Origin of the sequence: Paenibacillus hunanensis (genome assembly GCF_034055775.1) — a bacterium.
GTDB classification, from domain to species: domain Bacteria; phylum Bacillota; class Bacilli; order Paenibacillales; family Paenibacillaceae; genus Saccharibacillus; species Saccharibacillus hunanensis.
On the sequence record NZ_CP139194.1, the window covers coordinates 5,268,024 to 5,293,795 of the forward strand.

Consider the following 25,772-nt stretch of genomic DNA (forward strand, 5'->3'; position numbering starts at 1 on the left):
ATAAGCGGGTTCGTTACGATGTGATTGATATATCGCAGTTCATTGCTTGCGATTAGTCCTTAACCTTGATCTCCTATCCGCTCAAATGCGCTGCCTGATCATAGTGTATTCCTAACGATGCTCTGTTCTATTGGAAGCATCTATCGTATGAATAGACGGAACGTCACTCTTACAAATGCTCAATAATATCCCCTGCCAGCAGCGAAGCCGGATGACCGGAGCGTGCCAGAGCAGCCACTTCACCCGCATGACCATGTAAATGCACGCCGAATGCTGCCGCCTGAATGCCATTGAGGCCCTGAGCGAGCAAGCCTGCGATCACGCCAGTTAGCACATCGCCAGAGCCTCCGGTTGCCATACCGGGATGACCTGTCGTGTTGACTAGCACCGTGCCGTCTGGAGCAGCGATGACGGTACGCGCTCCTTTGAGCACAAGAATAATATGATGCTCCATGGCAAAACGTCGTGCCAGACCGAGACGATCTCGCTGTACCTCTTTGGTGGATACTCCTGCCAGTCGCGCCATTTCGCCTGGATGCGGTGTCAGGACAGTCGCAGCAGAGCGCTTGCTCCACGCTGTCAGACCGCCTGCTTCAGCGAGAATATTGAGTCCATCGGCATCGATGACTAGCGGTTGATCCAATTGTTCCCATAACGTGCGTAACCATTCCCCATCTTTATCGAAACGACCAAGTCCCGGCCCGATCGCCACTACGTCTGCTTTAGCCGTCTGCTCTAGGATCGCCTCTGTCGTTGCTGCCGTCCATTGTCCGCTAGCTTCCTTCGACACAGGTGCCATCATCAGCTCTGGCACATGACCGACCATATGCTTCATGAGCTGCTCTGGTAATAGCCATGTGACCAGCCCGCTTCCGATACGCAGGGCAGATCGGGATGCCATCAATCCGGCACCGCTCATATTGAGACTGCCGCCGATAATCATCACATGACCATAGGTGCCTTTGTGACCATCTACTGCACGGGCGCGAGTCGTATCGATGCCTAGCTCCTGTTTTAATACCGATTCTGTAATCAAATACGTGGACACATCAGCACGTTCAACCGCGATGCGCGGAATGCCAATATTACGTATAACGACATCACCTGCGGCATTCGCACCGGGATACTGGGTCAGACCCTGCTTGAGAAATGCCAGACAAACGGTTCGGGTAGCTTCAATACAGCTCTCTGCCACCTCTCCTGTATCGGCATTCAATCCGCTTGGAATATCGGCAGCAATGATCGGCTTACCTGTAGCATTAGCCGAACGGATCATCGCTCCATATGGCTCACGGGGCTCGCCCTTGCTGCCTGTTCCGAGTAGCGCATCGATAATGCCTGTGTAGCCGACCCAGCGGTCTGAGATCGATTGTGCCGTCTGGGATAACGAGGCTGCGACAGCGCCGCCGTTGGAACCGGATATCTCTACCTGACGTGTAGCAGCCGAGCAATCCCACTCCGCATCCCAGACGGCATGCGGAATACCAGAGCGTTCGGCAGCATCACGTTGAATCGCTGCGTCTCCACTGCATTGCTCAGGCGGCATCGCGTATAACAGAGTTACGCGTATGCCTGCATTCTGAAGGTAACGAGCAGCGACCAATCCATCGCCGCCATTATTGCCTTTCCCGACCAGAACAAGCCAGTGCTGCTCCTGTCCCGGTAGCGCATACTGGTCGCTATGTATGGCGCTACGATGGGTTAATGCAGGCCCTGACGGAATATCGGCGGATTCGTGCTGCTGTCCACACCAGCTGAGCACCTCCTCGGCGATCGCTTTGCCTGCCACCTCCATCAGAGATAGAGAAGGAATGCCTAACTCCTCAATGGTGTAATGATCGAGATCTCGCATCTGCTGTGCGGTAACGATATGCATATGAACGTCTCCTTTCTCCTTTGCCTGATTTGATCATGATCGTATAGGGTCTATGTTTGTATTAACCGAAATGAAGCAAGAGGTGGCAGATGAGAGGGAATTTATGACGCTGTATCCATCACCGTGCTATATCAAAAAGAAAAGCACCGCCTCGTAGGCGATGCTTGGGTTGAGTTTTCTAATTATCCTAACACTTGATGATATCGCTATAGCGATTGCGCGTAGGATCAAGACTTTTACAAGCATCGCTATAATTCAGGTGATATCGATAGCGATACTTCTATTGGAGCTCTGTCAGTACGTTTATCAATAAGCGACTGTAAAACGATCACGTACAAATGCAGGTTCTTCCACTTCGTCGAAGAAGGCTGCGGCGTAGTCTTCAGCGGAGATTCGGCTTGCACCTTCATCATCGGTAATCAGACGTGTCGTTCCAATACGGAAGTTGCCTGTCCGTTTGCCCGGTTCGATCCAGCTGGCAGGACTGACGTACGTCCAATCCAGATCACTTTGACGATAGATTTCGTAGGCATCGGCATGTGCCTGTGCCATCGGGCGCACCTCATCCGGAAATTGCTCAGTGTCCATAAGGCGTACGCCGGGCTCGACCTCCAAACTACCTGCACCGCCTACAACTAATAGACGACGAATACCTGCATTTTTCACGCCCTCGCTAATACAGCGAGCAGCCTCAAGCAGTTCTTCCTCCTGACCGAGCTGTGGGCCATATGCGCTGATCACGACGTCATGCCCGGATACAGCTGCTTCAACGCTAGCCGGATCGAGTACATTTACACGCATGACATGCAGCTTTTCATTGGTCGTATCGAATTTGGATACATCGCGTCCAGCTGCGGTAATCTCATACTTGCGGCGCAATCCCTCCTGTACAAGACGCTGACCGATCATGCCGCTTGCACCGATAATAATAATTTTCATAATTGATTCATCCTTTCCGTCATGGCAACCTTCATGTGCCGAGTTCTGTCCTTTAATACCCGGTACACTCGCCACTGATTCAGCCCTGCTGGCTAATCGTTTGGCGGATTTCTTCCATTTGCTGTAGATCTGTCGTTACCTGGCGCAGGGTAATCTGCTCCAGCTCACCTTCCATCGCACGCTGAGCACGGGCGAAGACCTGCTCCAGCTCCTGCTGAATATTGCGTCCAATATCGCAGTTTGGATTCGGATTCTCATGAATCGCAAACAGATCGTCACGGCTATCATTTTGTACAGCACGGTATACGTCCAGCAATGTAATCTCACTTGAAGGGCGTGTAAGCTGTGCTCCTGCTACACCAGGCTGGGTACGCAAAATTCCTGCTTTGGTTAACAGGCTGATCATACGGCGAATGACGACCGGATTCGTATTCACACTTCCTGCAATCAGCTCTGAGGTAATCCGTCCTTCTGTACTATCCAGTAGCGATAATGTATGGATCGCTACGGCAAAACGGCTATTATATGCCATGCGAACCCCTCCTCTCATCTCTTATTTTCATACACATGATGCCAGGTCTACTGGCTTTATATAGTATCTGTCCTAATGACAATTACAAATGACGTCAGTCCATATCTTAGTATACCAATATTTTACCTAAAACGAACCCCTTCGTATCTAAATTTTCTGCACGTCATCGGGTGGAAAAATGGTTCCAACGAGCGCAAATGCTTCTTTTTCGTTTAATAATACATTAGAGCACATCTTAGCAAGAAAGCATGGGTAGTATGCTTGCTGATCATGCGTATACAGCGCCTGCTCATTCATCGGGTTACCTTTTCAATTTGACCGGGTAAAGCGGTGTAATCCGTATACAATGAAGGAGGGAAAAAGGATGCGAAACGATAATACACTGCCTATTTTGAAATGGCTGACGTTTGCATTGGAAGCATTGATGGCGATTCCGCTCATCGGGGGTACTTTTGTTATTAGCTATGGCTATACACCGTTATTTATAGCCTTTGTTCTTCATCTGGTGGCACTGGTGCTCGCGGTACGTGCACGTCGTTCACCATTTGGTAATGCCATCGGGATTGTTACGTCGGCGATTGCCTGGATTCCGCTAATCGGCTGGGTGATGCATACGATTACGGCAATCATTTTGCTGCTTGAAGCGATTGCCGTTACAGGAAGAGGCTATATGCGTGATGATCGACGCTATGATGATCGGTATAATCGCATGTAATGACGAGAGGTCGCCCAATAGCTCTTGAATCGTGTACAGGGTTATGTAATAGTGATATCAGCATGTATCATCGCTATTGTATTTATTATTATTTTATATAAAGGAGTGAATCGGGTGGAAGCTCTGCAACTCACCCTTTTTCAGCAGAGCCCAGCTGTGCTCATCGGGGCGCTGATCGCTGCGCTTGCTTTACTGGCAGGTGTGTATGGCTTTTCCGCTGCTCAGCGCAGACGGACAGAGCGAGAACGGATGCGCCGCATCGAGACCAGTCTGGACTACTGGACACGGGCAGCGGGGCATCTGTATCCGCTCATCTCGCCAGATCCATCCTCACCACGCCGAGCACAGCCTGCTGCATCCGAGCTACCGCTCATGGTCGAACGCATTCTCGCTTGCAAAGCGGCACCGTATGCGGATCAGGAGCTGATCGAGCGGATTGATCACTATTTGGATAAGAGTGATCGACAATCGATGCTGCTTCTGTATCGCACACTGGAGATGCAGATCAGTCGCTTAACACGTGAACGTCGCAGTCTACTCGCTCGTGGCGAGCAGCCACACTGGGGTATGCTGTTCGGGTTAACGCTACGTCCATTGCTGCCTTTTATCGCGTTGCTATTGGAAGGCGCACTGCTGCTCTACAGTCTGGATGATATACATAATGCCTATGTAGCAGGCCCGCCGTTTCCTTTCTTCGCCATCCTGCGATTCCTATCCTGTACTGCCGCCTTACTGCTGCTATATGGTGTATTAAGCGCTGGATTTCGCGAGAGTGGTCGCCGAGCATCGTTTGTTATTATGGCACTGCTGATTGCTGCGATCAGTTTACTCCATTTACTGGGGTTGTCTGCTGCACCGTATATTTTGATCGTACAGGTACTCGTATTTATCGTCGGCTTCCGATTCACCCGTGAGCCGAAGCGGAAGGAACGTCCGTATGCCGGGGAGTATGAATAAACACTCTGTCGATTGAGTGCAACAGATACATGTGAAGGAATGTAGCTTTGTATACGGAATGGTAATGAAAAAGGTGTACCTTTATCGCCGATGGAGGCGATAAAGGTACACCTTTTGTTATTCGTCGTTTATTGTTTGTTAATCGTCATGTATTGATGGAGTGCTTTTCGTTAGTCTTCTGAGCGGTTTTGCAATATGAAGTGAGCACCCGCACCTACTCATATCGCAGGATCAAAAGCAAGCTCAATCCTCGATCTCCAGACGATCCGCCATCACACATACCGGACGATTCAGCGTTAGCTCATGCCCTGTTGGTGTCAGACGACCGGAATCAGGCTCTGTAGCGAACTGAACGATATTATTCGAGTCCTGATTCGATGCCAGCACATAGCCGCCCGGCAATACCGCCAGATTACGCGGTGTGCGTCCTTTGACAGGAACCCATTCTACCGTTTCCAGCTTACCGGATTGTTCATCGATTCGGTATTGCACGATGCTATCATGTCCACGGTTAGACGCGTACACATATCTTCCGCACAGCGACAGACGAATATCACCGCCTGTATTTTCCCCTTCAAAATCCTCTGGCAGCGTAGACAATGTGCCCAGCGCTTCCAGAATACCTGTCTCCACATGGCGCATATAGGCGGTCACCGTGCTGTCCAGTTCATTCACACCATAGGCGAGCTGACCATTCGGATGAAATACGAGATGACGTGGCCCTGCCGCTGCTGCGCTGGATGTATGCCCTGCCTCCTTGATCGCTCCTGCTTCATCCAGCTGATACGCAGTAATACGATCCGTTCCCAGATCGGATACATATACCATCTGTCCATCCAGCGCTGGCACAATCGAATGCGTATGCGCATGATCCTGTCGCTCTGGATGCGTACCGCTACCCTCATGCTGGGCATGACCACTCATCGGCGCGAGTGTTCCATCCTCACGAATCGGAAATACACATACATTTGCACCTGTATAGTTGGCTACAAGCAGATGACGTCCATCTGGCGTTAGCTCCACATAGCATGGCGCACCACCTTCTGTCGATTGGCGATCCAGCAGATGAAGCTCATGCGTATCGGCATGGACGGCATACGCCAGCACCTCACCCTCATCCTTTTCGCTCACTGCATATAGATGCGAGCCATCCGGCGATATCGCCAGATACGATGGATTTTCTACTCCTGTCACGTTCGATACGAGCTCCAGCTCACCAGTATCGCGATTCATCGTAGCCACATGAATACCTGCTTCCTCCACGCTTGCGTACGTACCAATGTAAAGCCATACCTTATGATCGATCATTGACATGCTCATTCCCCTTTCTACAGTATCCGGCTTATGCTGCCAGATGATGACCTTTGAAAATGGAAAAAGCCTGCCTCTTCGCAGGCTTACTCTCTACATTAATACCGAATCCGAGCGATCCTGAATCAGCGCTTCATCATGGCTCACTTATCCATGCTCTGTCTTCTGCTGCCAGCGTCCCAGCACAGCACGCACAAGTGGCGGCACCACAAGGAAAATCAATAGTGTACGAAATAACTGATAACAGCTAACCGTCGCCACGTCTGCATTCACCTCATGTGCAATAATGCCCATCTGATCCATCCCACCTGGCGCCATACTGAGTAGGGCAGTCGCCGCAGATAGATCATGCCATTTCATCAAAATAAGCGTCGTTCCACAAGCAAAGAGCATCAGCACTAGACTGCTTCCCAGCGCGAGCAGTACGATACGTAGCTTATGCTGAAGCTGCTCCGGGTTCAGCATCAGACCGACCGAGCTACCGATCAGCAGCTGCGCCACATCCAGTACGGATAACGGTAACGCTGGTGCATACAGTCCAACAAGCTGCAATACAAAGGTTATGATCATTGGCAATAACAGATACGCAGTCGGAAAGTTAATTCTTTTCCCGACAATCGCTGCGACGGGACATAGCACCAGAAACGGCAATATCGAAGGAAACAGTTGATTCCAGCTCCCTACCGAGCGCGTTAACGGCTCCGTCAAGGCGCTTACCTCTGTTGCAAATAAGGGACTGAATACGAGTAATGGCACCACAATGACGATCATCATCAGACGAGACACCTGCAAAAAGGTCACAATCGTAATATCGATCCCTTCCTGCTCCTCTGCGAGTACGACAATCTGACTCAGCCCACCCGGAATGCTAGCAATGAGCATCGTCTGAAATGGAATCCCCGTCCAGCGCGATAGCACATACGCTAGCCCTCCGCAAAAAAGTAGCAGCAGTACCGTCAGTGTGATCATTGAGGGAAGCTGTTTACCGATCAGCGATAGAGTCGAGACCGTCAGCGATAAGCCGATCGAATAGCCTACGATCATAATCCCGATATTTTTTACAGAGGACGGCCAGGACGGACGAAAGCGCCGAAATAGACGTGCGCCAATAAACACGGCAATCATCGGTCCCAGCAGCCAGGGCACCGGTAAATGCAATAGATGAAACAGCAGCCCCCCGATCAGACCGGAGCCAAGCACAACCGCCTGCCCGGGAAGCTGCGGATACTTCGTCACGAGCCGCTCACCAGCTCAGCCAGACGCTGTTGAAAGTCTCCTTTTAACACACCGCCATGGTAACAAACGACCGTATCCACATCCAGCTCACGGAACTTGTTCAGCGACGATATCGCCTGCTCATAATTCGGAGTGAATTGCGGAACCGGGCCAAGCAGCTTACCGTCTGCAATAGCCATCGCATCTCCGGTAAATAGCGTTTTACTGCCCGGATGATACAGACTAATATGCCCCGGTGTATGACCTGGCGTATGAACCACCTGTAATCCACCTGCAAATGGCAGCACATCACCATCGTGTAGCACGTGGTTTACATTATCCGGCGTATCTGCCGAGAACACGCTACGGAATGCAGCTGCTTCTGCCTCGGGTACACTCGAAAGCATCATATCCAAACGCTCTGGCGAAGCTTTAATAAGCGGCGCCTTCCCATCAATCACTGCCCGATCATCCTCATGCGCATATACCGCAAGCTGCGGCTCCTGTGCCATAAATTGTGGCAATGTGCCAATATGGTCAATATCCTGATGCGTCAATACAACACTGCGTACTGGATAGACTGGATTCAGCAGTGCAACGAGTGCATCATAGCTACCCGGAAAGCCGGTATCGAATACAATCGCCTGTCCTTCATCATAAATAACAAAGGGGTGCAGTACGAACTCATTACCGCCTGCCTCAAGCTTCAGTTCCAATACATCGATCTGTTCAGTAATGTTCATTATCCTCCAGAGCCGCGATGACGCGAGCTCCAGTCCACCTCCTGCACATTGGGAATGATATGTTCTGCTATTTATTATGATTCTTTGCAGCTAGCATTGTCAAAATTATAACCAGATTTCTTATGTATAGAACATCATAATAAATAACCGGATAGCAGATCGCTCTGTCCATCCGGTTAATGATAAATGACGCGGTTACGTCCTTCCCTTTTTGCACGGTATAATGCCCGATCGGCCTGATCAATAAGCAGGTCTGCACGGGTAAATGGATACGTAGATACGCCAATCGATACGGTTACCTTTAATAGCTTGCCGTCAGGCAGCTGAAACTCCTGCTGCTCAACCAGCCTGCGTAGCTTCTCTGCCGCCTGTCTCGCCTGTTCCGAATCACAGTCATTCAGCAGCACGATAAATTCCTCGCCGCCCTTACGCGCACAGTAGTCAGAGGATCGTAACGACCGATGCAACAGATCGCCAAAGCAAGCCAGCACCGCATCACCCGCACTATGTCCATACGTATCATTAATCCTTTTGAAATGATCGATATCCAGCATCAACAGCGAGAACGAATCACGCGTCTTCTCGGTCTCCAGCATTTTCTGTTCGAAAATCCCTTCAAAGGCACGCGGATTATACAGCCCGGTCAGATGATCGCGGCTGGCCTTTTCCTTGAGTAAATAGATCGATTGATTGGAACGGCTCAAATGTGTGAGCAGCAAATACGTAAACAATCCACCTGACGTATACATCAGAATGACCAGCAGCGTGCCAGAGAGATCTCGATCTGTTGACGCAGCATATACCATCAGACACGGAATGATCATACTGCAAAAAATAATTACCAGCCAACGCCGAATCGACTTGCGATGCTGGCGATTTAACAGCCACATGGACAATATATAAGACAATAGGATCATCGCTATCCCTGCCAGTACAGCGATTGTATTGGTCACATCAAGCAGCACAAACCGCGCTAGCAGAATGATACATAGCGCAATCGTTCCTGCCCATCTCCCTCCCATATAAACAGCGCTCACAATCGCAAGCGTCCGTAGATCAAGATGGAAGCCAGTTGTAGTTGCTACGCCTAGTAGCATTAATCCCACACCTAGCAATCCATGCAATGTGCCGGATACATACGGATAGGCATGGCTATATTGTGGAAAGGTATCTTTGAATTTATTTAATAGTAAATTGGTAAGGAACAGAAATGTTGTTACCATCGTTAGATTGTTGATCAGGTTAATCATTGAACCAGCCCTTTCCCCCGGATCGGTTACGTCGCCATTTATTCTCTATCTAGCCGGGCTTCTGGCAACCGATAAGAGCAGCTCACACGAAAGAAGATATAGTTAAGCTGCTATATTATATAATTACGGAATTTGCACCCTTATAGTTCATAGGGACTAAGAGCTAAATTCCTGACTTTTAACGAAAAATGTGCATAATTACACAAAAAAAAGCCCGATGCATCTTACATCGGGCTTTCGATTGGTAAATAGGATTGGAATTAGAACGAATTTTTGATTACTGCTTCGCTCAGTGGGAAGCGGCCGGAAGCATACGCAGGCTTCGCTGCTTTACCCACAGTGATCAGCATAACGGGAATGTAACGCTCTGGCACGTTGAAATGCTCTACAAACGCTTTGTGATCAAATCCACCCATCGGGCATGTATCGTAGCCGAGTGCGCGTGCAGCCAGCATCAGATTCATCGCTGCCAGTGAAGCATTGGATAGTGCGCCATCGCGTGCTACACCTGGATGCTGGTAAGCACCGTTGATCTGACCGATCAGTGTATCACGGATTTCTGGACTCATACCGCCTGCTTCAACGAGTGCATCATAGACAGGAGCTGCATTTTTGTTCGCTTCCAGATCACCCAGAATCGCTACGGTGAAGGAGCTATCTGCTACTTGGTTCTGGTTGTAGGCGATTGGCAACAGCTCTTGCTTTTTCGCTTCATCATCGATGACGAGGAATTTCCAGTGTTGCAGGTTCCAGCCGGATGGAGCAGCGTTCGCAGCGGACAGGATCAGATCCATATCCTCCTGTGGAATCACATACCCTTTTTCGTACACTTTTACTGAATGACGGTCTTCGATAACCTGAATCGTTTCTGGCTTGATCGCGTTAGACATGAACAGCACTCCCTTTAAAATAGTGGATATGGATTAGATTTGAAGCAGACTGGCAGCCATCCATAGCACCTTGACGCTCGTCCTTACAGACCAGAAAGCAAGGTTATGTACAGCTTCAGCTACAACTTATTAATAGTAATCTTATATATATTCCACTGTGATTATACGATTGCAGCAAATGCGTGTCAACTGTATTCGTGCGAACCGTATATTTATCGGGATTTACATCAAACTGCGTCGATGCAGTGCGGTCTGTACCCATTGCAATAAACGCAAATCTTGCCCTCTGCCAGCGATAAACGACAAACCTACTGGTGCTCCATCTACCGTACCTACCGGAATCGTTACCTGCGGCAAGCCGGATAGACCCGCAATCGAGGAAAGCTGCATCGTTTGGGAGCGGCGCTGTTCATTCGCTTCGCCTCCAATATGAAGCTGTGGCGCTGGCCCTGTAGCTGTGGGTAGCACCAGCAGCCCATTCTCACCGAGCATCTCCTGCAAGCGCGAGCGCACTGTCTGCTTGAGCGCGAATGCGTCACTGCTGTCTTCACGGCGTAGTGTGCTTGCCCACCGGAATCGTTCATCAATATCCTCTGCAAAGACAGGCTGTACCTGCTGTACCCACTCTCCATGCTCTTCCCAGATCTCAATGCCCTGTACCGTACGGAAGGCGGTCATCCATGCAGCTAAGCCTTCCGGTGCAATCGCTACTGGCTGTGGCTGCATACTCCACTTCTCACCTTGCTGTAACAGTCGTTCCGCGGCAGCCTGTAATAGCTGAGCCGTCTCTGGCTCTGCTACTGCCCATGCTTCCTCGGGTAGATATACATGCTCAAAGTCAGCACTAGCAGACCGTTCATCCGTACCCGTGCCGATCAGTATCTGACCTACACGCTGTAATAGCTCGGCGCTGTTCGCCATCCAGCCAATTGTATCAAAGCCATGCGCCAGTGGAATGACACCGCCGATATCAATCAGGCCATGCGTGGGACGCATACCATAAATACCGCAATACGAGGCAGGAATACGCACTGATCCACCGGTATCCGTTCCAATGGCAAAATCGCGCAGTCCAGCGGCGACAGCGACTGCCGACCCACTGGAGGAACCACCCGGAATGCGATCCGGTGCAGACGGATTCACCGGTGTCCCATAGTGTACATTTTGACCGTTCAGGCTGTACATCAGCTCATCGGTATGCGTTGTGCCCTGCAATACAGCGCCCGCATCCAGCAAGCGCTGAATTGCAGGCGCCGTCTGCGTCGCCGGCTGATGTGTACGCAGCCAGTCTGGATTACCTGCACTCGCGGTATAACCCTCCAGCTCGAACACATCCTTTACGCCAAAGCTCAGCCCGGTCAGTGGCCCCTCTGCTCCCTCGCTCTTCATCGTCCATTGCTCATTCACAAATGCATTCCATTTCTGCGTCATTGCGATTCCCCCTATACTGATCAGGCGACAGCCCGGTGCTCCACAATACTGACATCGTAAGTAAATATTGAATTTCATGTTGAAATCGATTATTAACCATTATATATTTATTCATATTGCAATTAAAAGTATTATTTTGCAGACAAAAAGAAAGTTCATATTGCTTATAATAGAGAAATAGAAACCTGTAAAGCGGTGCATCTAGGTTCAAAGCTCTTTCTTGTTCTCTGTATTATTCCCTTTATTGCTCTCTTTCTCTTTTCTGCATCTTCTACTATTTAAGGAGTGAATAGCATGCATCCTTCCAAGCCTTCTGGCGATACACAGCCCGTCGATATCGACGATATTGATCGCCGTATTATCGCTATTTTAAATCAAAATGGCCGAATTTCGTACACCGATCTTGCCAAGGACATCGGCTTATCCCGTGTCGCCGTACAGGCACGTGTTAACACATTAATCGAAAACGGAACAATTGAGCGCTTCGCCGCGGTTATCAATCCAGCCAAAATCGGCATCTCCGTCTCTGCCTTCTTTAATGTAGAGGTTGAGCCGAAGCATCTGCATGAGACAGCGGACAAGCTCGCTGAGGAGCCTGTCGTTACGAGTCTGTATCATATGACTGGGCCGAGCAAGCTGCATATGCACGGGCTGTTCCGTGACAATCAGGAGATGGAGACCTTTTTAAAGGACAAACTATACACAATGCCGGGAATTATGAGTGTCGATTGTCAGGTACTGATCACACGCTACAAAAGCCGGATGGGAATGAGGCTGTAAATGATGAACACACCTGTACCACCGGCTTCCTCGCAGCAGGAGCCATTATTCCGCGAAGCGACCTATGGGGAGCTATCGTGGGCGATGATTCGCACCGGTATTTTTGGCTATGGCGGTGGGCCGTCTGTGATGCCGCTCTTCCGTTATGAGGCAGTCACTCGCTATCGCTGGATTAGCGATGATGAATTTGGCGAGATTCTGGCACTTGGCAATGCACTACCCGGCCCAATTGCGACCAAGATGGCGGCTTATCTAGGCTATCGCAGTAAAGGCGTACCCGGGGCGATTATCGCGATTCTGGCGCATATTTTACCTTCATCCATTGCGATGATCATCCTACTGTCAGCGGTTGCCTTTCTAAGCGAATCGAAAATGATTCAGGGTATGATCGCTGCTGTTGTTCCTGTGATCGCCGTCATGCTCGGTGTGATGGCGTATGAATTTGGCGAAAAGGCGGTCAAAGGACTAGGCGTGGCACTGGGCATTGCTTTATTCGTGATCGTATTCGTGCTCTTACAGATCGTCCATGTGCATGCCGCGATCGTGATTGCGCTGTTCCTGATCTATGGTGCATTTCATTTCCGTCTTGTGAACTGGCTGAAAAAGCGCCGTCATGGTGGAGGTGAAGCGTGATGTGGAGTATGGATTGGTTGGAATGGCTGAAGCTATTCTGGGGCTTTTTCCTTGCGAATGTGCTCGGCTATGGCGGTGGGCCCGCTTCGATTCCGCTGATGTACAACGAGATCGTGACCCATTTTCACTGGCTGAATGATACGGAATTCTCCAATGTGCTGGCGCTTGGTAATGCATTGCCAGGCCCGATTGCGACGAAGATTGCCGCTTTTGTCGGCTTTGATGTAGCAGGGATTCCGGGGCTAGTGATTGCGCTGATCGCTACGATTGTACCTTCGGCAGTGGCGATGATCGTGCTACTGCGCTTACTGCAAAAATATCGTACTTCTCCAGTAGTAAAGGGACTGACACTGCTCGTGCAGCCTGTCATTGCGGTAATGATGCTTCTGCTCACCTGGCAGCTAGGAGAGGAATCGTATACGTCGATCGGTCTATGGCAGACGCTGGCAATTGCACTGGTTGCCTTCTGGGCGATGCAAATTCGCAAAATTCATCCGGCGTTTGTGATTATCGCTGCCTTTGCATATGGCGCCTTCGCTTTGCCTTATTTTATGTAATCGATAGAGTCACGACTATTCTGATCAGTCGATCATACGAACAATACCCCTGCATACCGCCAACATAGCGAAGCAGGGGTATTGTTCGTACTCACTGTTATGCGCAGATTGCTTGCATGGACAATCTTGATTTGAGCAGGTGATTACGTTGGAGCAGCGAATGCCATGCTCCCGAATCGACTTCCTCTGATAACCAGATGACAGCCAGATCGTTACACGGGACGTCTGAATCCATTTCCTGTAGGTGCGAGCTGGCGATGCTCAATCGGTGTGGATAGCACGATCAAGGTTGTATAATCACCATAATGACTGATCCGATTCTCGAACGCCTCCAGCTCCCGAATCGAGGACGTTAGCACCTTGAGCAAGTAATTATATTCGCCACTCGTCCGATGACATTCCACAATCTCCGGTGATTCCCGGCATACCTCAACAAAGTTAACCCCATTATTAGTATGAAAAAGATAATACGCGGATGCCTGGTAGCCTAGCTTATCCGGGGAAACAACAGCACGGTACTCTCGAATCAAGCCGCTCTCCTCCAGCCTGCGTACCCTCTCTGTGACTGCCGGCTGGGACAATCCAACCTCTTTACCCAGATCGGTCATCGAGATACGGGCATGACGCTGCAGATGCAGCAATATTTGCTCATCAACCTGATCCATGAGTCTCCTCCTTCGGAATTTTTCTATTATCGTTCGGTCGAAAATACCATGTGCCTGCTCGATATAAACGTCTGGAGGTTTTACATGCTGCTGTACGTCTAAAACGATATATCATGACTCTTTATTCTATCAACTACAGGGTGTCGTGTATAGATTAACTGTGCATTTTTTTGGCACGTTATGATGATTTTTCTTCCGTTATGTTCCCGGTTACGCATGCAGCATATACCATTCGCTAATGCATCTGATCACTAGACACAGCTTCTTTATTATTATACATCACACATCGGAACACATATGTAAAAATTCTTCATGCTTACACCCCAGACTTTCTCCTGGTGCCCCCTCCCCTCCAGTACGAACTATTCAAAAAGCCCTGCTTCCCAAAGGAATATCAGGGCTGATCTTTTATTCGTATAGAGCATGTTCATATTCCGTATTGAAGCTGGACAGTCCGCACATCACATAGCCTGCTACTCTTGCCCTTAGCGCCGCTCTGTTGCTGCCGTCTGTGCCAGAATTCCCTTCATCATCGGTACATATAAATGCCAGTAAAAGGCATCCTCACTGCCCGGTCGATCCAGTGTGAACCAGCGCTTGATTGTATCCCAGCCTTCATAGCGGCGCCAGAATGGATACTGATCATGATCCGCATAATCACCGGCAAAATAATACGACGTATAGGTCGCATGCTGCTGGCGAATTACTGCTGGAAACGTATCTGTAATGCCTGCTTCCTGTAGCTTTTGCTTGCCGTCTGCGGTTAGACCCAGATCATAATTCGCCAGAATCTCGGTTCGCTCGGCTGGCTTCATAATGTCAAACCAGTAGTTGTAACGCACCTTGGTATCGAAGCCAATCAGCGCTTTCCCCTGCGTCGTTAATGTGGTCTGTACGCCCTGATCGCCAATCTGCTTGCCCTCCTGTAGCACGACAACACGTCCGTCCTCGTGCATCAGCAAGATACCTGGGCCCGTGTACGGCCAGCGATTCGGATCACTTCCGTCTCCTGTCAGGAAGTCCGGCACCTCGCCACCGCGAGCCAGATCAGCAAAATAACGTCCCGTCCAGCCTGTCCATTCTACACCGAGTAATGGATAGATCTGATTGCGCACACTTGCTGTAGTTGGTGTAGCCAGACTATTGAACTCGGCGATGAGCGTTTTGACGCCTTGCTCAGTCACTCCGCTACGAATACGCTGTACATCCGACGTATCCAGCCCACCGTACAGCATACCCTGCGACAGATCGCCATCTGCCGTTCCGACACTGGCGCCATTGTTTGCCTGTAAATACTGCGCCTTTTCTACGCCATACGTATCTGCCACATAGATCATATCGGTATTGCGCATATCCTGCGGCAATCCGGTGACCTTATACTGATCATTGCTTCCCGGAAAAAAGCCATAGTAATCGGTCGTATAGTCATAACGCTGTCCATTCGCCTTGGTATATTTTTGCTGATTGAGCAGCCAGACCAGACCTTTATGCTCGCGGTAGGTCGTATTTGGCACGGTTTTGTCCAGAATAGTGACCTCTAATCGAGTATCTGGCTTCACTTCCCACCAGACCCACGGCGCCAACAACAAAGCTACAATGAGGATGGGAATGATCCAGAATGTCCATACCTTTCTGGCTTTCATGACCCACCTCCATTCGCACCGTTGTCCGTCTTCTTGGAGTTCATCACACCGCCACGCGCCATATCGCCCCAGGCGTGCTTTTTACGTGCGGCAATGCGAAGTAGCCCTTCAAAACGCCAGAGTGTCATCATCGGACGATACCAGAACGTTTCTGACAGCGCATATAGAAATAGACGCGTCAGGTCACTTACCCGGTTATAGCGCTTGAAGCACCATTCCTCGAACAATACAGCTCCCATCGATAACAATGAGCCGTATAGCAGCATGAGCAGTGCTAGAATGAGGGTGATACGGATATCAATCGTATCCAGAAACAAGCCGATCAGCACGGTAATGATACCGGTCAGCTCGACCACTGGCCCCAGCAGCTCGACGAACAGGAAATACGGCATGGAGATCATGCCGATTTTGCCATAGCGCGGATTCAGCATCATTTTACGATTTTTCCATAAACTTTCGAACAGTCCACGATGCCAGCGTGTACGCTGACGACGCAGAATTTTGGCCTGCTCTGGTGCTTCCGTCCAGCAGACCGGATCGGGTACATACACGATCTGTGCTTTACTTTTCTTTTCCTGAATCCGGCGGTGCAGACGAACGACCAGCTCCATATCCTCACCGATCGTGTTCACCTCATAGCCGCCCACCTCGATGACCCAGCTCTTTTTGAAAATACCAAAGGCACCGGATACGATCAGCAGCAGATTATAACGGCTAAGCCCGATCCGCCCCATTAGAAAGGCACGCAGATACTCAATAACCTGCATCACCACAAGTGGCTTGTGAGACAGACGCACACTGTCACGACTCAAGTAGCCGCTATCCACATAGCTACCATTGGCGATTCCGACGCTACCGCCTGTAGCAACGATCTCTTCATCAGGCCCAGCATCCATAATCGGCTTCATGACCTTGATAAAGGCATCCTGGTCCAGCACTGTATCGCCATCCAGCGAAGCGAAGTAGGGATACTGACATACATTGATGCCCACATTGAGCGCATCTGCCTTACCGCCATTCTCCTTATCGACCAGCACCAGATTAGTATGCTGGAGCGAGCGATAAATGCCGCGAATTGGCTTCGTTTCCTTCCCGAGACCCGACCAGCGTACACGGCTTTTAACCTCAACCATATCGAATTCATCGATGAGCTGCTGCGCTGTAGCATCCTTGGAACCATCATTTACGACCACAATCTCAAACTGCTTGTAGTTAATACCTAGCAATGATCGTACACTCCATACGATATTCAGCTCTTCATTGTAGGCAGGCACGATAATAGACAGTGGCGGCGCCAGCTCTTCCTGTAGCACCTGCTCATACTGGCTCTCGTTGACGTCCTTTTCTCGATTGAGCTTATGAGCCGCTACGAAGAACAGCACAACATACACCAGACTGACCACAACGACATAGATGGCAATAATAATGCTGATCACTTCAAAAATCGTACCGATGAGCTCAAGCCAGGTTGCGTTCATATTGCTTCCTTTCCAGCGTCTCCTCCGCCATCTCACGTGCATAGCGGTCCGCATGTTCTCCGGCAACTACTTTTGCAAGCAGCTCCAGGCCATTTTTATAGTTCGATAACGATTCAGCTGCCTGTTGTCTGACCCGATACGACGAATCGCCCAGCATTTCCAGCAGGTACGATACGAACACATCCTCATGCACATTGCCCATCACTTTCGCACGCATCAGGCGTTCTGGCCATGAGGAGGTCATACGCTCCGGATGATCATGCTCATCCTCCAGCACATCCACGAGCAGGCGCGTTGCCTCACGCGACATATAGCCGAAGTTAGCAATGGTCTTGAGCGCACGAATCCGTATTTCTCCATCATAATGACTTAGCTGACGCTCCAGCAGAGCGAGAACCTCGGTGGAACGTACATTATGAATACGCAGTGCATCCATCAAGTTATAGCGAACCCGTCTCGGTAATGTATCAAACTGAGCTAAAAGCTGATCAATCAGCTCCTCGTTAAGCGGCAGCAAAATCTGTAATAGCTGACTGTCCGACAGATTATGATCCTTTTGACTAAGGAAGGGGACGATCTGATCACTGTTCAGCTTGGACAAAATACGCAAAATCTGAAAGTGCTCCTCATCTGAGCAGCGTGCCGCCTTCATCCAGCGTATCAACTCTGGCTGGAGTGAATGAATACGAAATTGCTCAATCCAGAGCAACGTATTCATCCGTGTGCTCCAGCGCCGATTACGCAACGCTTCTCGATAATGACCGGAAAAGTAACGTTCAGCAAACTCATAGATCAGCCTGCGCTCTTCTGGCGTGTTACTGATTGAAAGGCGATGCTGTAGTGCCTCCTGCAAGGCTTCCATTCGATAAGGCTCGCGGATCGATAACCGCCGCGAGGCTTCACCGGTAGCCAGATACGTTTCCAGTGCCGAGTCCGGCTGCTCCAGATCGCGCACCATCTCATAGACAGCTAGCTGGCGCTTATTATAGGTTGCTTTACGATAAGCTAGATACGCATACAGCAGTATCAGAATGAGCAACATGAGCGCGCTGAGCAAGGCAAATGCAAGCAGTGCCTGGTTCGTATCCAGTTGCTTCATGCCTTCATCCTCCCCAGCAAACGCCGAATACGTGCCTCCAGCTCAACCATACTGAATGGCTTGGTCAAATAGTCATCTGTACCCGCACCAATCGCATCCGCCACTTCACGATCATCACCAACTCCGGTGAGCATAAGCACGGTATATCGATTGCGTTTATCCGAGCTACGTAGTCGACGTAGCACCTCCATCCCATTCATCCGCGGCATCATCCGATCCAAAATGAGCAGGTAGTGTGCGTCCTCACCATGCCATGGATCACTGAAAAATTCCTCACCATCGCTAAACGCGCGAATATCCAGCTCATGTTCAGCCTGTAGAGCAGACAGACGCTTTTTGAGCATATTACGAATCAGATCATCATCGTCAATAATAGCCAGTCTCCATGGATTTACACCGAGCGGTGGAGCCGATGCCTGCTGAATCTCAGCCGCCTGCTGACTAAGCAGCACCTTCTCTTCACGATCGACCCATTCCAGGCGACGACCGGAGCCATCAGGCGCTTCGGCTTCACGAATCGTGTCCACGTGAAAAGCAGGGACTGGTGTAGCTGTATCCTGCTGCTCCGCTGGCTGTGGCGCTGTATTCACTGGCGTTGTAGCTTCCTGTACAGGCGGTGTTGGCGCTGGTGCCGTTATGATTTCTTCCTGTGGAGCCGAAGCTACAGGTTGAGACTCCTGTACCTCTGGAGCTGGCTGGAAGGTTGTATCCTGTTTAACAATTTCGTCTTTATCTATTTCATCCTCGATCATTGCAGACTCGGAGTGCTGATGCCGTTTAAGCCTGGAGGATAGCGCCAACATCAAATCGTCCATTTTATCCATCAGAGGATCGGACGGCTCGACTGGAGGAGTCGATGCAGCTTGTGAAAGTGGCTCTACACCTGTATCGGCTGATGAGCTACTCTCGTGCTGACGATCATCAGGCTTCGCCTGTGTCGCCGCATCCAGTGCCATCTCGACCAGACGTGCCGCCTGACCATTTTCGACCGGTCTACGGCGCTCCGGTACAACCATCACACCATCCCGACTGCGCTTCGCTTCGGCTACAATACGCATCACGCCGTCATAACAGGAGGAAGCGGTCATGCCTGGCTTTAACTCCAGAACACCTGCCGAGAAGGACAGACGATAATCATCCAATCCTGCGCTCTGATCCTGTTCCAGACGCTCCAGCAATTGATGGGCAAACGAGGTTGCCTCCTTTTCCCCCACGCCAGGCTGTAGCAGGTAAAACCGGTCATGTCGATCACGCGCCCAGATATCATGCGGCCCCAGCGCAGGCTTGACCAGATCAGAGAAATGCTTGAGCAGTCGATCGCCCTCAGCATAACCGAAGCGCTCATTAATATAGCGGAAGCTATCCAGATCAAATAGCGTCAGTGTAGCAGGCTCAGGCCGCTCCAGCTGTAATTGCAAATGACGAACCAGCTCCTGTGCAAAAAAGGTACTGTTATACGCACCGGTCAGCTCGTCCATCATTAACAAATGATTCAGCTTCAAGCGGCGAGACACCTGACGTTTCACCCGTACAGCGAATTCCTCTACATCAAACGGCTTGCCTATAAAGTCATCTGCACCCGATTCATATGCCTGTATACGAGTGTTACGATCACGATTCGTACTGATCATAATGACCGGAATTAAGTACTGCTCACTGCGAGACTGCATCTCCTGCAAGATCTCCAGACCGCTCCGTTCCTCCAGCACAATATCAAGCACAACACAATCGGGCTTCATGCTATAAAATAACTCCAGCGCTCGCCCTGCATCTGGCGTAGCCAGCACCATGTATCCCATTCGCTCCAGATGCTCCTTGAGCACAAGCAGCAAGCTCAGATCGTCATCTACGATCAACAGTGTACCCATATAAGGTGGCAATTCAGCCTGTGCGTCTTCAACGATAGCAGACTCGTCTCCACCATCATCTGACTCATCCGCACTGTCCAATAGTAAAAAAGCGAGCGGAGCCAGTAGCTCACGCGCCTCAGAAACGCGCCAGACGCGGGTGCTTTCTGCTTCTACACGTTCCAGTAGACTGGAAGCGGTCTGAAACCAATCGTCCAGTCCAATGGTTCCTGCGGTTCCTTTTGCCGAATGCAGCAGTCGATACAGCTCTGCCTCGCTGGTAGACTGCCCGGATGTCGTAACGGATTTGATTTTGTCCTTCATCTGCTTTATAAATAGTCGCTGATATTTATCCATAAAATCCTCCCTGACTGTCGCCATAGGCGCTCATCGACACAGCCGTTTGTATGAGTACATCCTATTCTCCGCAATACTACAATGTAGCACATCGCTCATAACGGATGTGCTACATGGTCTATAGCCTACTTTCTATTACCCCTGATCGTACCGGTCTATTGCTTTCATTTGTACCATAACGATATTTCTATACAGGGAACCCAATGAAGCTAGATCGCTCCATTTCCGTGATTGGTATCTGGATTCGGTGAAGAGTCTGCCTTCTCAGCTTGCTCTGTCTTCTTCGCATCGCCCAGTAGATCAACCTTGATCACATCATCCACCAGCTTCAGCGCTGCTGCTCCAAGACCGCTACGCTGCAAGGCTTGCTGGAGCAATTGCTCATCCTGATTGCCCTGTACGACCATATCTGTGCGAAGCGACTGCTGTCCCTGATCCATAAGCGAAACGCCCAGCTCCAGCAATCGATCCACGGTAAATGGCTTTTGCAGGTACTTCTCATCCGCCTTCTCGGCAAAGTCACCTGGCTGATCCAGCGCCGATGAGACGATCACCGGTACATCGCGGGTTAATGGGTGACTTTTGAGTGCAGCAATAAAGTCCCAGCCGCTCTTCGGTCCTTGCAGATGGATATCAACGATGCACAGTAACGGTGGCAACTTCGCCGCCTGCAAGCCCAGAATCGCTTCCTCTGCATTGTTCAGCGTCAAAATCTCATACCGTTGCTCTTCAAAGGTCGCCGCGATCAATCGGGACAGGTTCTCCTCGTCCTCAATCACAACAATATGCTCATCCAGCACAGGCACTTTGAGCTTCGGCAATCTGACGATAAATGTACTTCCCTGACCCAGCTCGGAATGGAAGGTAATCTCTCCACCCAGATCATTCAAAATTTCGCGTACGATCGCCAGTCCAAGACCGGTACCGCCAATCTGACGGCGATCCGAATTATCCACACGATAAAACTTGCTGAACATTTTATCCTTCGCTTCCTCTGGAATGCCCAGACCGTAATCCTGTACCTCCACCAGCCAGTTCGCTTCGTCTTCAAGTAGCCTTACATCGACTCGATCCGTGCCTGGAGAATACTTCACCGCATTGCTGATCAGATTGTGCATCACCTGAGTGATGCGATCCTGATCGGCACGTACCAGTGCTGTATGCTCTGGCAGCTCGGCATAGACACCATGCTCCTGCTTACCATCCCACTGCATCGCCACATCGCTAACGATAGCGCGCAGATCGAATGGCACAAGCGTATAGGTCTGTTTTCCAGATTCCATCCGCTGCAAATCCAGAAAATCATTAATTAGATTCGATAGACGATTCGCTTCCCGGTGAATCGTCTCCATGTATTTCTTCGCCTTCTCTGGCTTCACTTCGCGGTTCAGCAAAATCTCCACAAAGCCCAAAATACTTGCCAGCGGTGTACGCAGCTCATGCGATACGATGCTAACAAATTCATTTTTCATCTGGTTCGCCTGTTCTTCCTCTGTGCGATCACGCAGTACGATCAGATGATATTCCTGTAGATCTGCACCGGTAATCAGATTAATGTACATTTCCATGTGATGAATATTGCCATCACGTGCACGAAGACTGAACTGAGTTCTCCAGTTCGTCAGATGCTCCTTCACCGCATGTGTAATCTGTTCACTCAGCTTGTAAGTGCCCATATGTTGCTTATCAAGGAAAGCATTCAGACTATCGATCGATGCCCCTGTCTTCAGATCCGGTAAGACCGCACTCACCTGTTCATTGCAAAATGAGATAACCCCGTTATGATCAAATAGCACAAGCCCTTCCTGTAACGAGTCAATAATCTCCTGAATCGTATCGCGTTGCTGCTTGATCATCAGCTTCTCCGTTTCCAGCTCGGCATTCAGCTCCGCCAGACGGACGCCCTGCTTACGACGTTCCTCTCCTGCAAGCTGTGCCTGATACGCCAGACCGAACTGATTGATCAATCCCTCTGTTAGCATACGATCCTTAATATTCACTGCCAGACTGCCATACGTCGTGAATAGCAGATAGCCGATTACCTGCATATCCTCATCAAAGAGTGGATAGTAATGATCGTCTGCACGCTCATAGCCTTGATGCAGCCCAATCTCTTCACCACTCAGCGAGCGACTACGCACGACCGGTCTGCGTTCCTCGATCACTTCCAGCGCTGGCCCATATAATTGCTCCACTTTGCGTCCGGTATCATGCTGTGGCCAGCCTACCGCGCATACCATTCGAAAAGAGCCTGCTGAATCTGATTGATCGCGTACGACGAGCATAACGGCATCATGATGTGTAGCATGCATTAACGCACGCAGACTGTTTTCCAGAAAATCCTTCATGCTACTAAAGCCAGTTAGCTTTTCTTGATACGAATTGATCAGCTGTAGCTGGCTTTCGCGTTCGGTCAGCTTATCCAAAATGATCGCTTGCTCATGCTGCTGCGCTAGAATTTCTTCATTTTGCGCTTCCATCTCATCGTTTTGCTGCTCCATCTGCTGCAAGCTATATTCATTCTGCTGCTGACGCTCACGCAGCTGATCCGACATATGATTGATCCCGCCGATCAGACTCGTAATCTCATCATTCGAAGTACGCGGATTGACATGTAAATACTCACCATTACTGATCCGTCGTACCGTAGCTTCCAGCTCTACGACAGGACGAATCATCGACTCGCGCAAGTACCGCACCAGCAGTAGAGCAGCAATCAAGCCCAGAATAATAAAGACGAGCGGAATAAATAGGACGATCGAGTTCAGTCGCTGACTTTGCTTCATCAGCTGGTTCACCTGATCGCGTTCATTATCGATCAGATTCTCCAGCTCAGTATTCACCGACTGGACAATAGCGGTGGTAATGTTACGGGATGTATTTTCGATCTGTTCCTGCTTCCCCTGCTGCTTATAGCCTTCGATCAGCGGAAAATAGCTGAAATATTCGCGGCTTTGTCGATCCAGCTCGGTGAGGGCATTTTCATTCTCCTGATTGTTGATCGAACGTGTCCGATACTGATTCAGATCCTGCAGAAAGCGATCTCGATCCGACTCTGCCTGTACCCGAAATGTCTCTACACTAAAAGCTAGATATGCCCGAAAATTCGATACAGCCGAGCGATACGATTCATCGATCGCTTGCAAACGATTCTGTTGATCCAGATGCTGATTAATCTCCGTATTGATGTCAGTCACCTGTTGCTTGAATGCCCATTCTACCGCAAAGATAATCAAGCCAAAAATTAAAAAGGCAATGATCGTCCAACGGGTCACACGCCGGGTCAAACCGCCATTTGGCATCAGGCGTCCTCCCTTTCAAGCAGCTCCTCGGCTGCATCGATCAATGCGAGCGGACTGAATGGCTTGGACATGAACAAGGTCACCCCTGCCTGCTCCGCACGTAAACGATCCTGCTCCTGCGCCTTGGCAGTCAGCAGGATAACGGGCTTGCCTGCATTCGCATTCCCACTCGCGCGCAGCCACTCACACACCTCGATGCCTGTCGCTTCTGGCATCATATAATCAAGCACGATCAGATCATATTCCTGCTGAGCTAGACGATCCTTGGCAAGCTGTCCATCCTCAGCCTCAGTCATCATGTACCCTTCATCCTCAAGCGTCTCCATAAGTAAAAAACGCAGTGCCGGTTCATCCTCAGCAATCAAAATCTTTTTCTCTGTCATCCTTTTGCCTCCTGTATCCGTCAATATGCGCCATGCTATGTATGGTGAGGCTACCGAGACAGCCCCTATCCCATCTGGCGCTTCCGCAAACCTGTTCTTTTAACATAATATTGAAATTATTTAAAACAATAACAATTGTATATTACCACAATCATCGACATTCTGAATAAATCGGAATAGCATCGATTCCAGCACTCCGTATCGTATAGGATGAACTCGAATACAATGATCCGCTAAGGCGATGAGGTAGCAATACATATAGAAACAGAGTAGCCCAATAGCTAATATTGATAATTATCGGCAAATGAGTTCCATTCGCAAATAGTACATCATTCTTATCTGTAAAAATGGCACTACCACTGCCTGTTAGCTTCAATCCTTATTCGTACAAGTCGAACAGATGGATGACTGCTATACGCAGGGCGAAGAACAAAATAGACGCTTTTGCAAAATGTACAAATTTTAAGCGTTACGCAGGATGCGGAAAAGAATGGATATGGTATACTACATATGTAGTTGAATTCACATTGTGGAGAGGGGTTTTACCGCGATTATGCTTCAATTCAGTCCCTCCTTTTTACAAATAGGCTCGACTGTCGGACTGCTTGTTATCGCTCTGACTGCGATTCTGGTGCGCTCGCGTACCAATCATAGACCGGTTAATGCCAAAAAAATTCTGATTCCGCCACTCGGTATGAGCACCGGCTTTTTCATGTTTGTGGTGCCGGACTTTCGCGTATCATGGCTGTGGGCAGTAGGTGCATTTCTGGTCGGCTGGTTTATTTTCTCGTATCCGCTCATTCGGGGCACACGTTTCGAGCACAACGGCACCGATGTAGTCGTTCAGCGCTCCAAAAGCTTTCTATTCATCCTGCTCGGACTGCTGCTGATTCGTCTGCTGCTACACCGCTTTATCGAGCATTACATTACTATTCCGCAGACAGCGGGTGTGTTCTTCATCCTTGCCTTCGGAACCTTGCTACACTGGCGCCTCGATATGTATCGTAAATATCGCGCCATCCGTGAAAAGGTGGAATCCAGTTCATCCGTCTGATTCCATCAGGATATCGGACATATCACGCGTCTGTACTGTATATACAACAAAAGCTAAAGCCTCTTTTCGACATTATGGAATACTGCTCTCATGATGATTGCAGTATTCCACAGTC

The 25,772-nt window shown here is 49.8% G+C and carries 22 protein-coding genes; 6 read left to right on the forward strand and 16 right to left on the reverse strand.

Annotated features, from left to right (window positions below; genetic code table 11):
- Positions 1–169: 169 nt before the first annotated feature.
- The 3 genes from SK066_RS21435 to SK066_RS21445 form a co-directional block, all read right to left on the reverse strand.
- Positions 170–1,876: an NAD(P)H-hydrate dehydratase gene (locus SK066_RS21435; RefSeq protein WP_320542938.1), complete on the reverse strand. Its 1,707-nt coding sequence runs from the start codon at positions 1,874–1,876 to the stop codon at positions 170–172.
- Positions 1,877–2,182: 306 nt separating this feature from the next.
- Positions 2,183–2,815 carry an NAD(P)-dependent oxidoreductase gene (locus SK066_RS21440; protein WP_188775799.1) on the reverse strand — a complete coding sequence of 211 codons (633 nt, stop codon included), beginning with the start codon at positions 2,813–2,815 and terminating at the stop codon, positions 2,183–2,185.
- 79 nt (positions 2,816–2,894) lie between these two features.
- The gene (locus SK066_RS21445; protein WP_188775800.1) at positions 2,895–3,347 is read right to left on the reverse strand and encodes an Rrf2 family transcriptional regulator; all 453 of its coding nucleotides are present in this window, start codon (positions 3,345–3,347) and stop codon (positions 2,895–2,897) included.
- Between the two features lie 364 nt (positions 3,348–3,711).
- On the opposite strand from SK066_RS21445, the gene SK066_RS21450 reads away from it, so the two are divergent.
- A complete protein-coding gene (locus SK066_RS21450; protein WP_188775801.1) occupies positions 3,712–4,062 on the forward strand; it encodes a hypothetical protein in 351 nt (116 codons plus the stop codon).
- A gap of 114 nt (positions 4,063–4,176) precedes the next feature.
- Positions 4,177–5,019, forward strand: a complete 843-nt coding sequence (locus SK066_RS21455) for a hypothetical protein (RefSeq protein ID WP_320542939.1) — start codon at positions 4,177–4,179, stop codon at positions 5,017–5,019.
- A gap of 243 nt (positions 5,020–5,262) precedes the next feature.
- On the opposite strand, the gene SK066_RS21460 is transcribed toward SK066_RS21455, so the two are convergent.
- From SK066_RS21460 to SK066_RS21485, 6 genes are all read right to left on the reverse strand, one after another.
- Positions 5,263–6,333, reverse strand: coding sequence for a lactonase family protein (locus tag SK066_RS21460; protein ID WP_320542940.1), 1,071 nt, complete (start codon positions 6,331–6,333; stop codon positions 5,263–5,265).
- Between the two features lie 144 nt (positions 6,334–6,477).
- Positions 6,478–7,566: an AbrB family transcriptional regulator gene (locus tag SK066_RS21465; RefSeq protein ID WP_320542941.1), complete on the reverse strand. Its 1,089-nt coding sequence runs from the start codon at positions 7,564–7,566 to the stop codon at positions 6,478–6,480.
- On the reverse strand, positions 7,563–8,288 hold the full coding sequence (locus tag SK066_RS21470; RefSeq protein WP_320542942.1) for an MBL fold metallo-hydrolase: 726 nt from the start codon (positions 8,286–8,288) through the stop codon (positions 7,563–7,565). The genes SK066_RS21465 and SK066_RS21470 overlap by 4 nt, the downstream gene beginning before the upstream one ends.
- Positions 8,289–8,464: 176 nt before the next feature.
- A complete protein-coding gene (locus SK066_RS21475) occupies positions 8,465–9,538 on the reverse strand; it encodes a GGDEF domain-containing protein (protein ID WP_320542943.1) in 1,074 nt (357 codons plus the stop codon).
- 260 nt (positions 9,539–9,798) lie between these two features.
- The gene (locus SK066_RS21480) at positions 9,799–10,428 is read right to left on the reverse strand and encodes a nitroreductase family protein (RefSeq protein ID WP_188775806.1); all 630 of its coding nucleotides are present in this window, start codon (positions 10,426–10,428) and stop codon (positions 9,799–9,801) included.
- Positions 10,429–10,650: 222 nt separating this feature from the next.
- Positions 10,651–11,859 (reverse strand): amidase, encoded by a 1,209-nt coding sequence (locus tag SK066_RS21485; protein WP_320542944.1) that lies wholly within the window; start codon positions 11,857–11,859, stop codon positions 10,651–10,653.
- Between the two features lie 294 nt (positions 11,860–12,153).
- On the opposite strand from SK066_RS21485, the gene SK066_RS21490 reads away from it, so the two are divergent.
- From SK066_RS21490 to SK066_RS21500, 3 genes are read left to right on the forward strand one after another with little or no spacing between them, the layout of a single operon-like run.
- Positions 12,154–12,639, forward strand: a complete 486-nt coding sequence (locus SK066_RS21490) for a chromate efflux transcriptional regulator ChrS (protein WP_320542945.1) — start codon at positions 12,154–12,156, stop codon at positions 12,637–12,639.
- A gap of 3 nt (positions 12,640–12,642) precedes the next feature.
- On the forward strand, positions 12,643–13,272 hold the full coding sequence (locus tag SK066_RS21495) for a chromate efflux transporter ChrB (RefSeq protein ID WP_320544937.1): 630 nt from the start codon (positions 12,643–12,645) through the stop codon (positions 13,270–13,272).
- A complete protein-coding gene (locus tag SK066_RS21500; RefSeq protein WP_308422644.1) occupies positions 13,272–13,829 on the forward strand; it encodes a chromate efflux transporter ChrA in 558 nt (185 codons plus the stop codon). The genes SK066_RS21495 and SK066_RS21500 overlap by 1 nt, the downstream gene beginning before the upstream one ends.
- 212 nt (positions 13,830–14,041) lie before the next feature.
- On the opposite strand, the gene SK066_RS21505 is transcribed toward SK066_RS21500, so the two are convergent.
- The 7 genes from SK066_RS21505 to SK066_RS21535 all read right to left on the reverse strand — a co-directional run bounded on the left by SK066_RS21505 (position 14,042) and on the right by SK066_RS21535 (position 24,603).
- Positions 14,042–14,494 (reverse strand): Lrp/AsnC family transcriptional regulator, encoded by a 453-nt coding sequence (locus SK066_RS21505; protein WP_320542946.1) that lies wholly within the window; start codon positions 14,492–14,494, stop codon positions 14,042–14,044.
- A gap of 485 nt (positions 14,495–14,979) precedes the next feature.
- The gene (locus tag SK066_RS21510) at positions 14,980–16,137 is read right to left on the reverse strand and encodes a hypothetical protein (RefSeq protein ID WP_320542947.1); all 1,158 of its coding nucleotides are present in this window, start codon (positions 16,135–16,137) and stop codon (positions 14,980–14,982) included.
- A complete protein-coding gene (locus SK066_RS21515) occupies positions 16,134–17,615 on the reverse strand; it encodes a glycosyltransferase family 2 protein (protein ID WP_320542948.1) in 1,482 nt (493 codons plus the stop codon). Before SK066_RS21515 ends, SK066_RS21510 begins: the two co-directional genes overlap by 4 nt.
- A complete protein-coding gene (locus SK066_RS21520; RefSeq protein WP_320542949.1) occupies positions 17,596–18,714 on the reverse strand; it encodes a HEAT repeat domain-containing protein in 1,119 nt (372 codons plus the stop codon). The genes SK066_RS21515 and SK066_RS21520 overlap by 20 nt, the downstream gene beginning before the upstream one ends.
- Positions 18,711–20,918 (reverse strand): response regulator, encoded by a 2,208-nt coding sequence (locus SK066_RS21525; protein ID WP_320542950.1) that lies wholly within the window; start codon positions 20,916–20,918, stop codon positions 18,711–18,713. The genes SK066_RS21520 and SK066_RS21525 overlap by 4 nt, the downstream gene beginning before the upstream one ends.
- Before the next feature lie 209 nt (positions 20,919–21,127).
- A complete protein-coding gene (locus SK066_RS21530; RefSeq protein WP_320542951.1) occupies positions 21,128–24,220 on the reverse strand; it encodes an ATP-binding protein in 3,093 nt (1,030 codons plus the stop codon).
- Positions 24,220–24,603 (reverse strand): response regulator transcription factor, encoded by a 384-nt coding sequence (locus SK066_RS21535; protein ID WP_320542952.1) that lies wholly within the window; start codon positions 24,601–24,603, stop codon positions 24,220–24,222. The genes SK066_RS21530 and SK066_RS21535 overlap by 1 nt, the downstream gene beginning before the upstream one ends.
- 553 nt (positions 24,604–25,156) lie before the next feature.
- On the opposite strand from SK066_RS21535, the gene SK066_RS21540 reads away from it, so the two are divergent.
- A complete protein-coding gene (locus tag SK066_RS21540; protein ID WP_320542953.1) occupies positions 25,157–25,657 on the forward strand; it encodes a CcdC family protein in 501 nt (166 codons plus the stop codon).
- Positions 25,658–25,772: the final 115 nt, after the last annotated feature.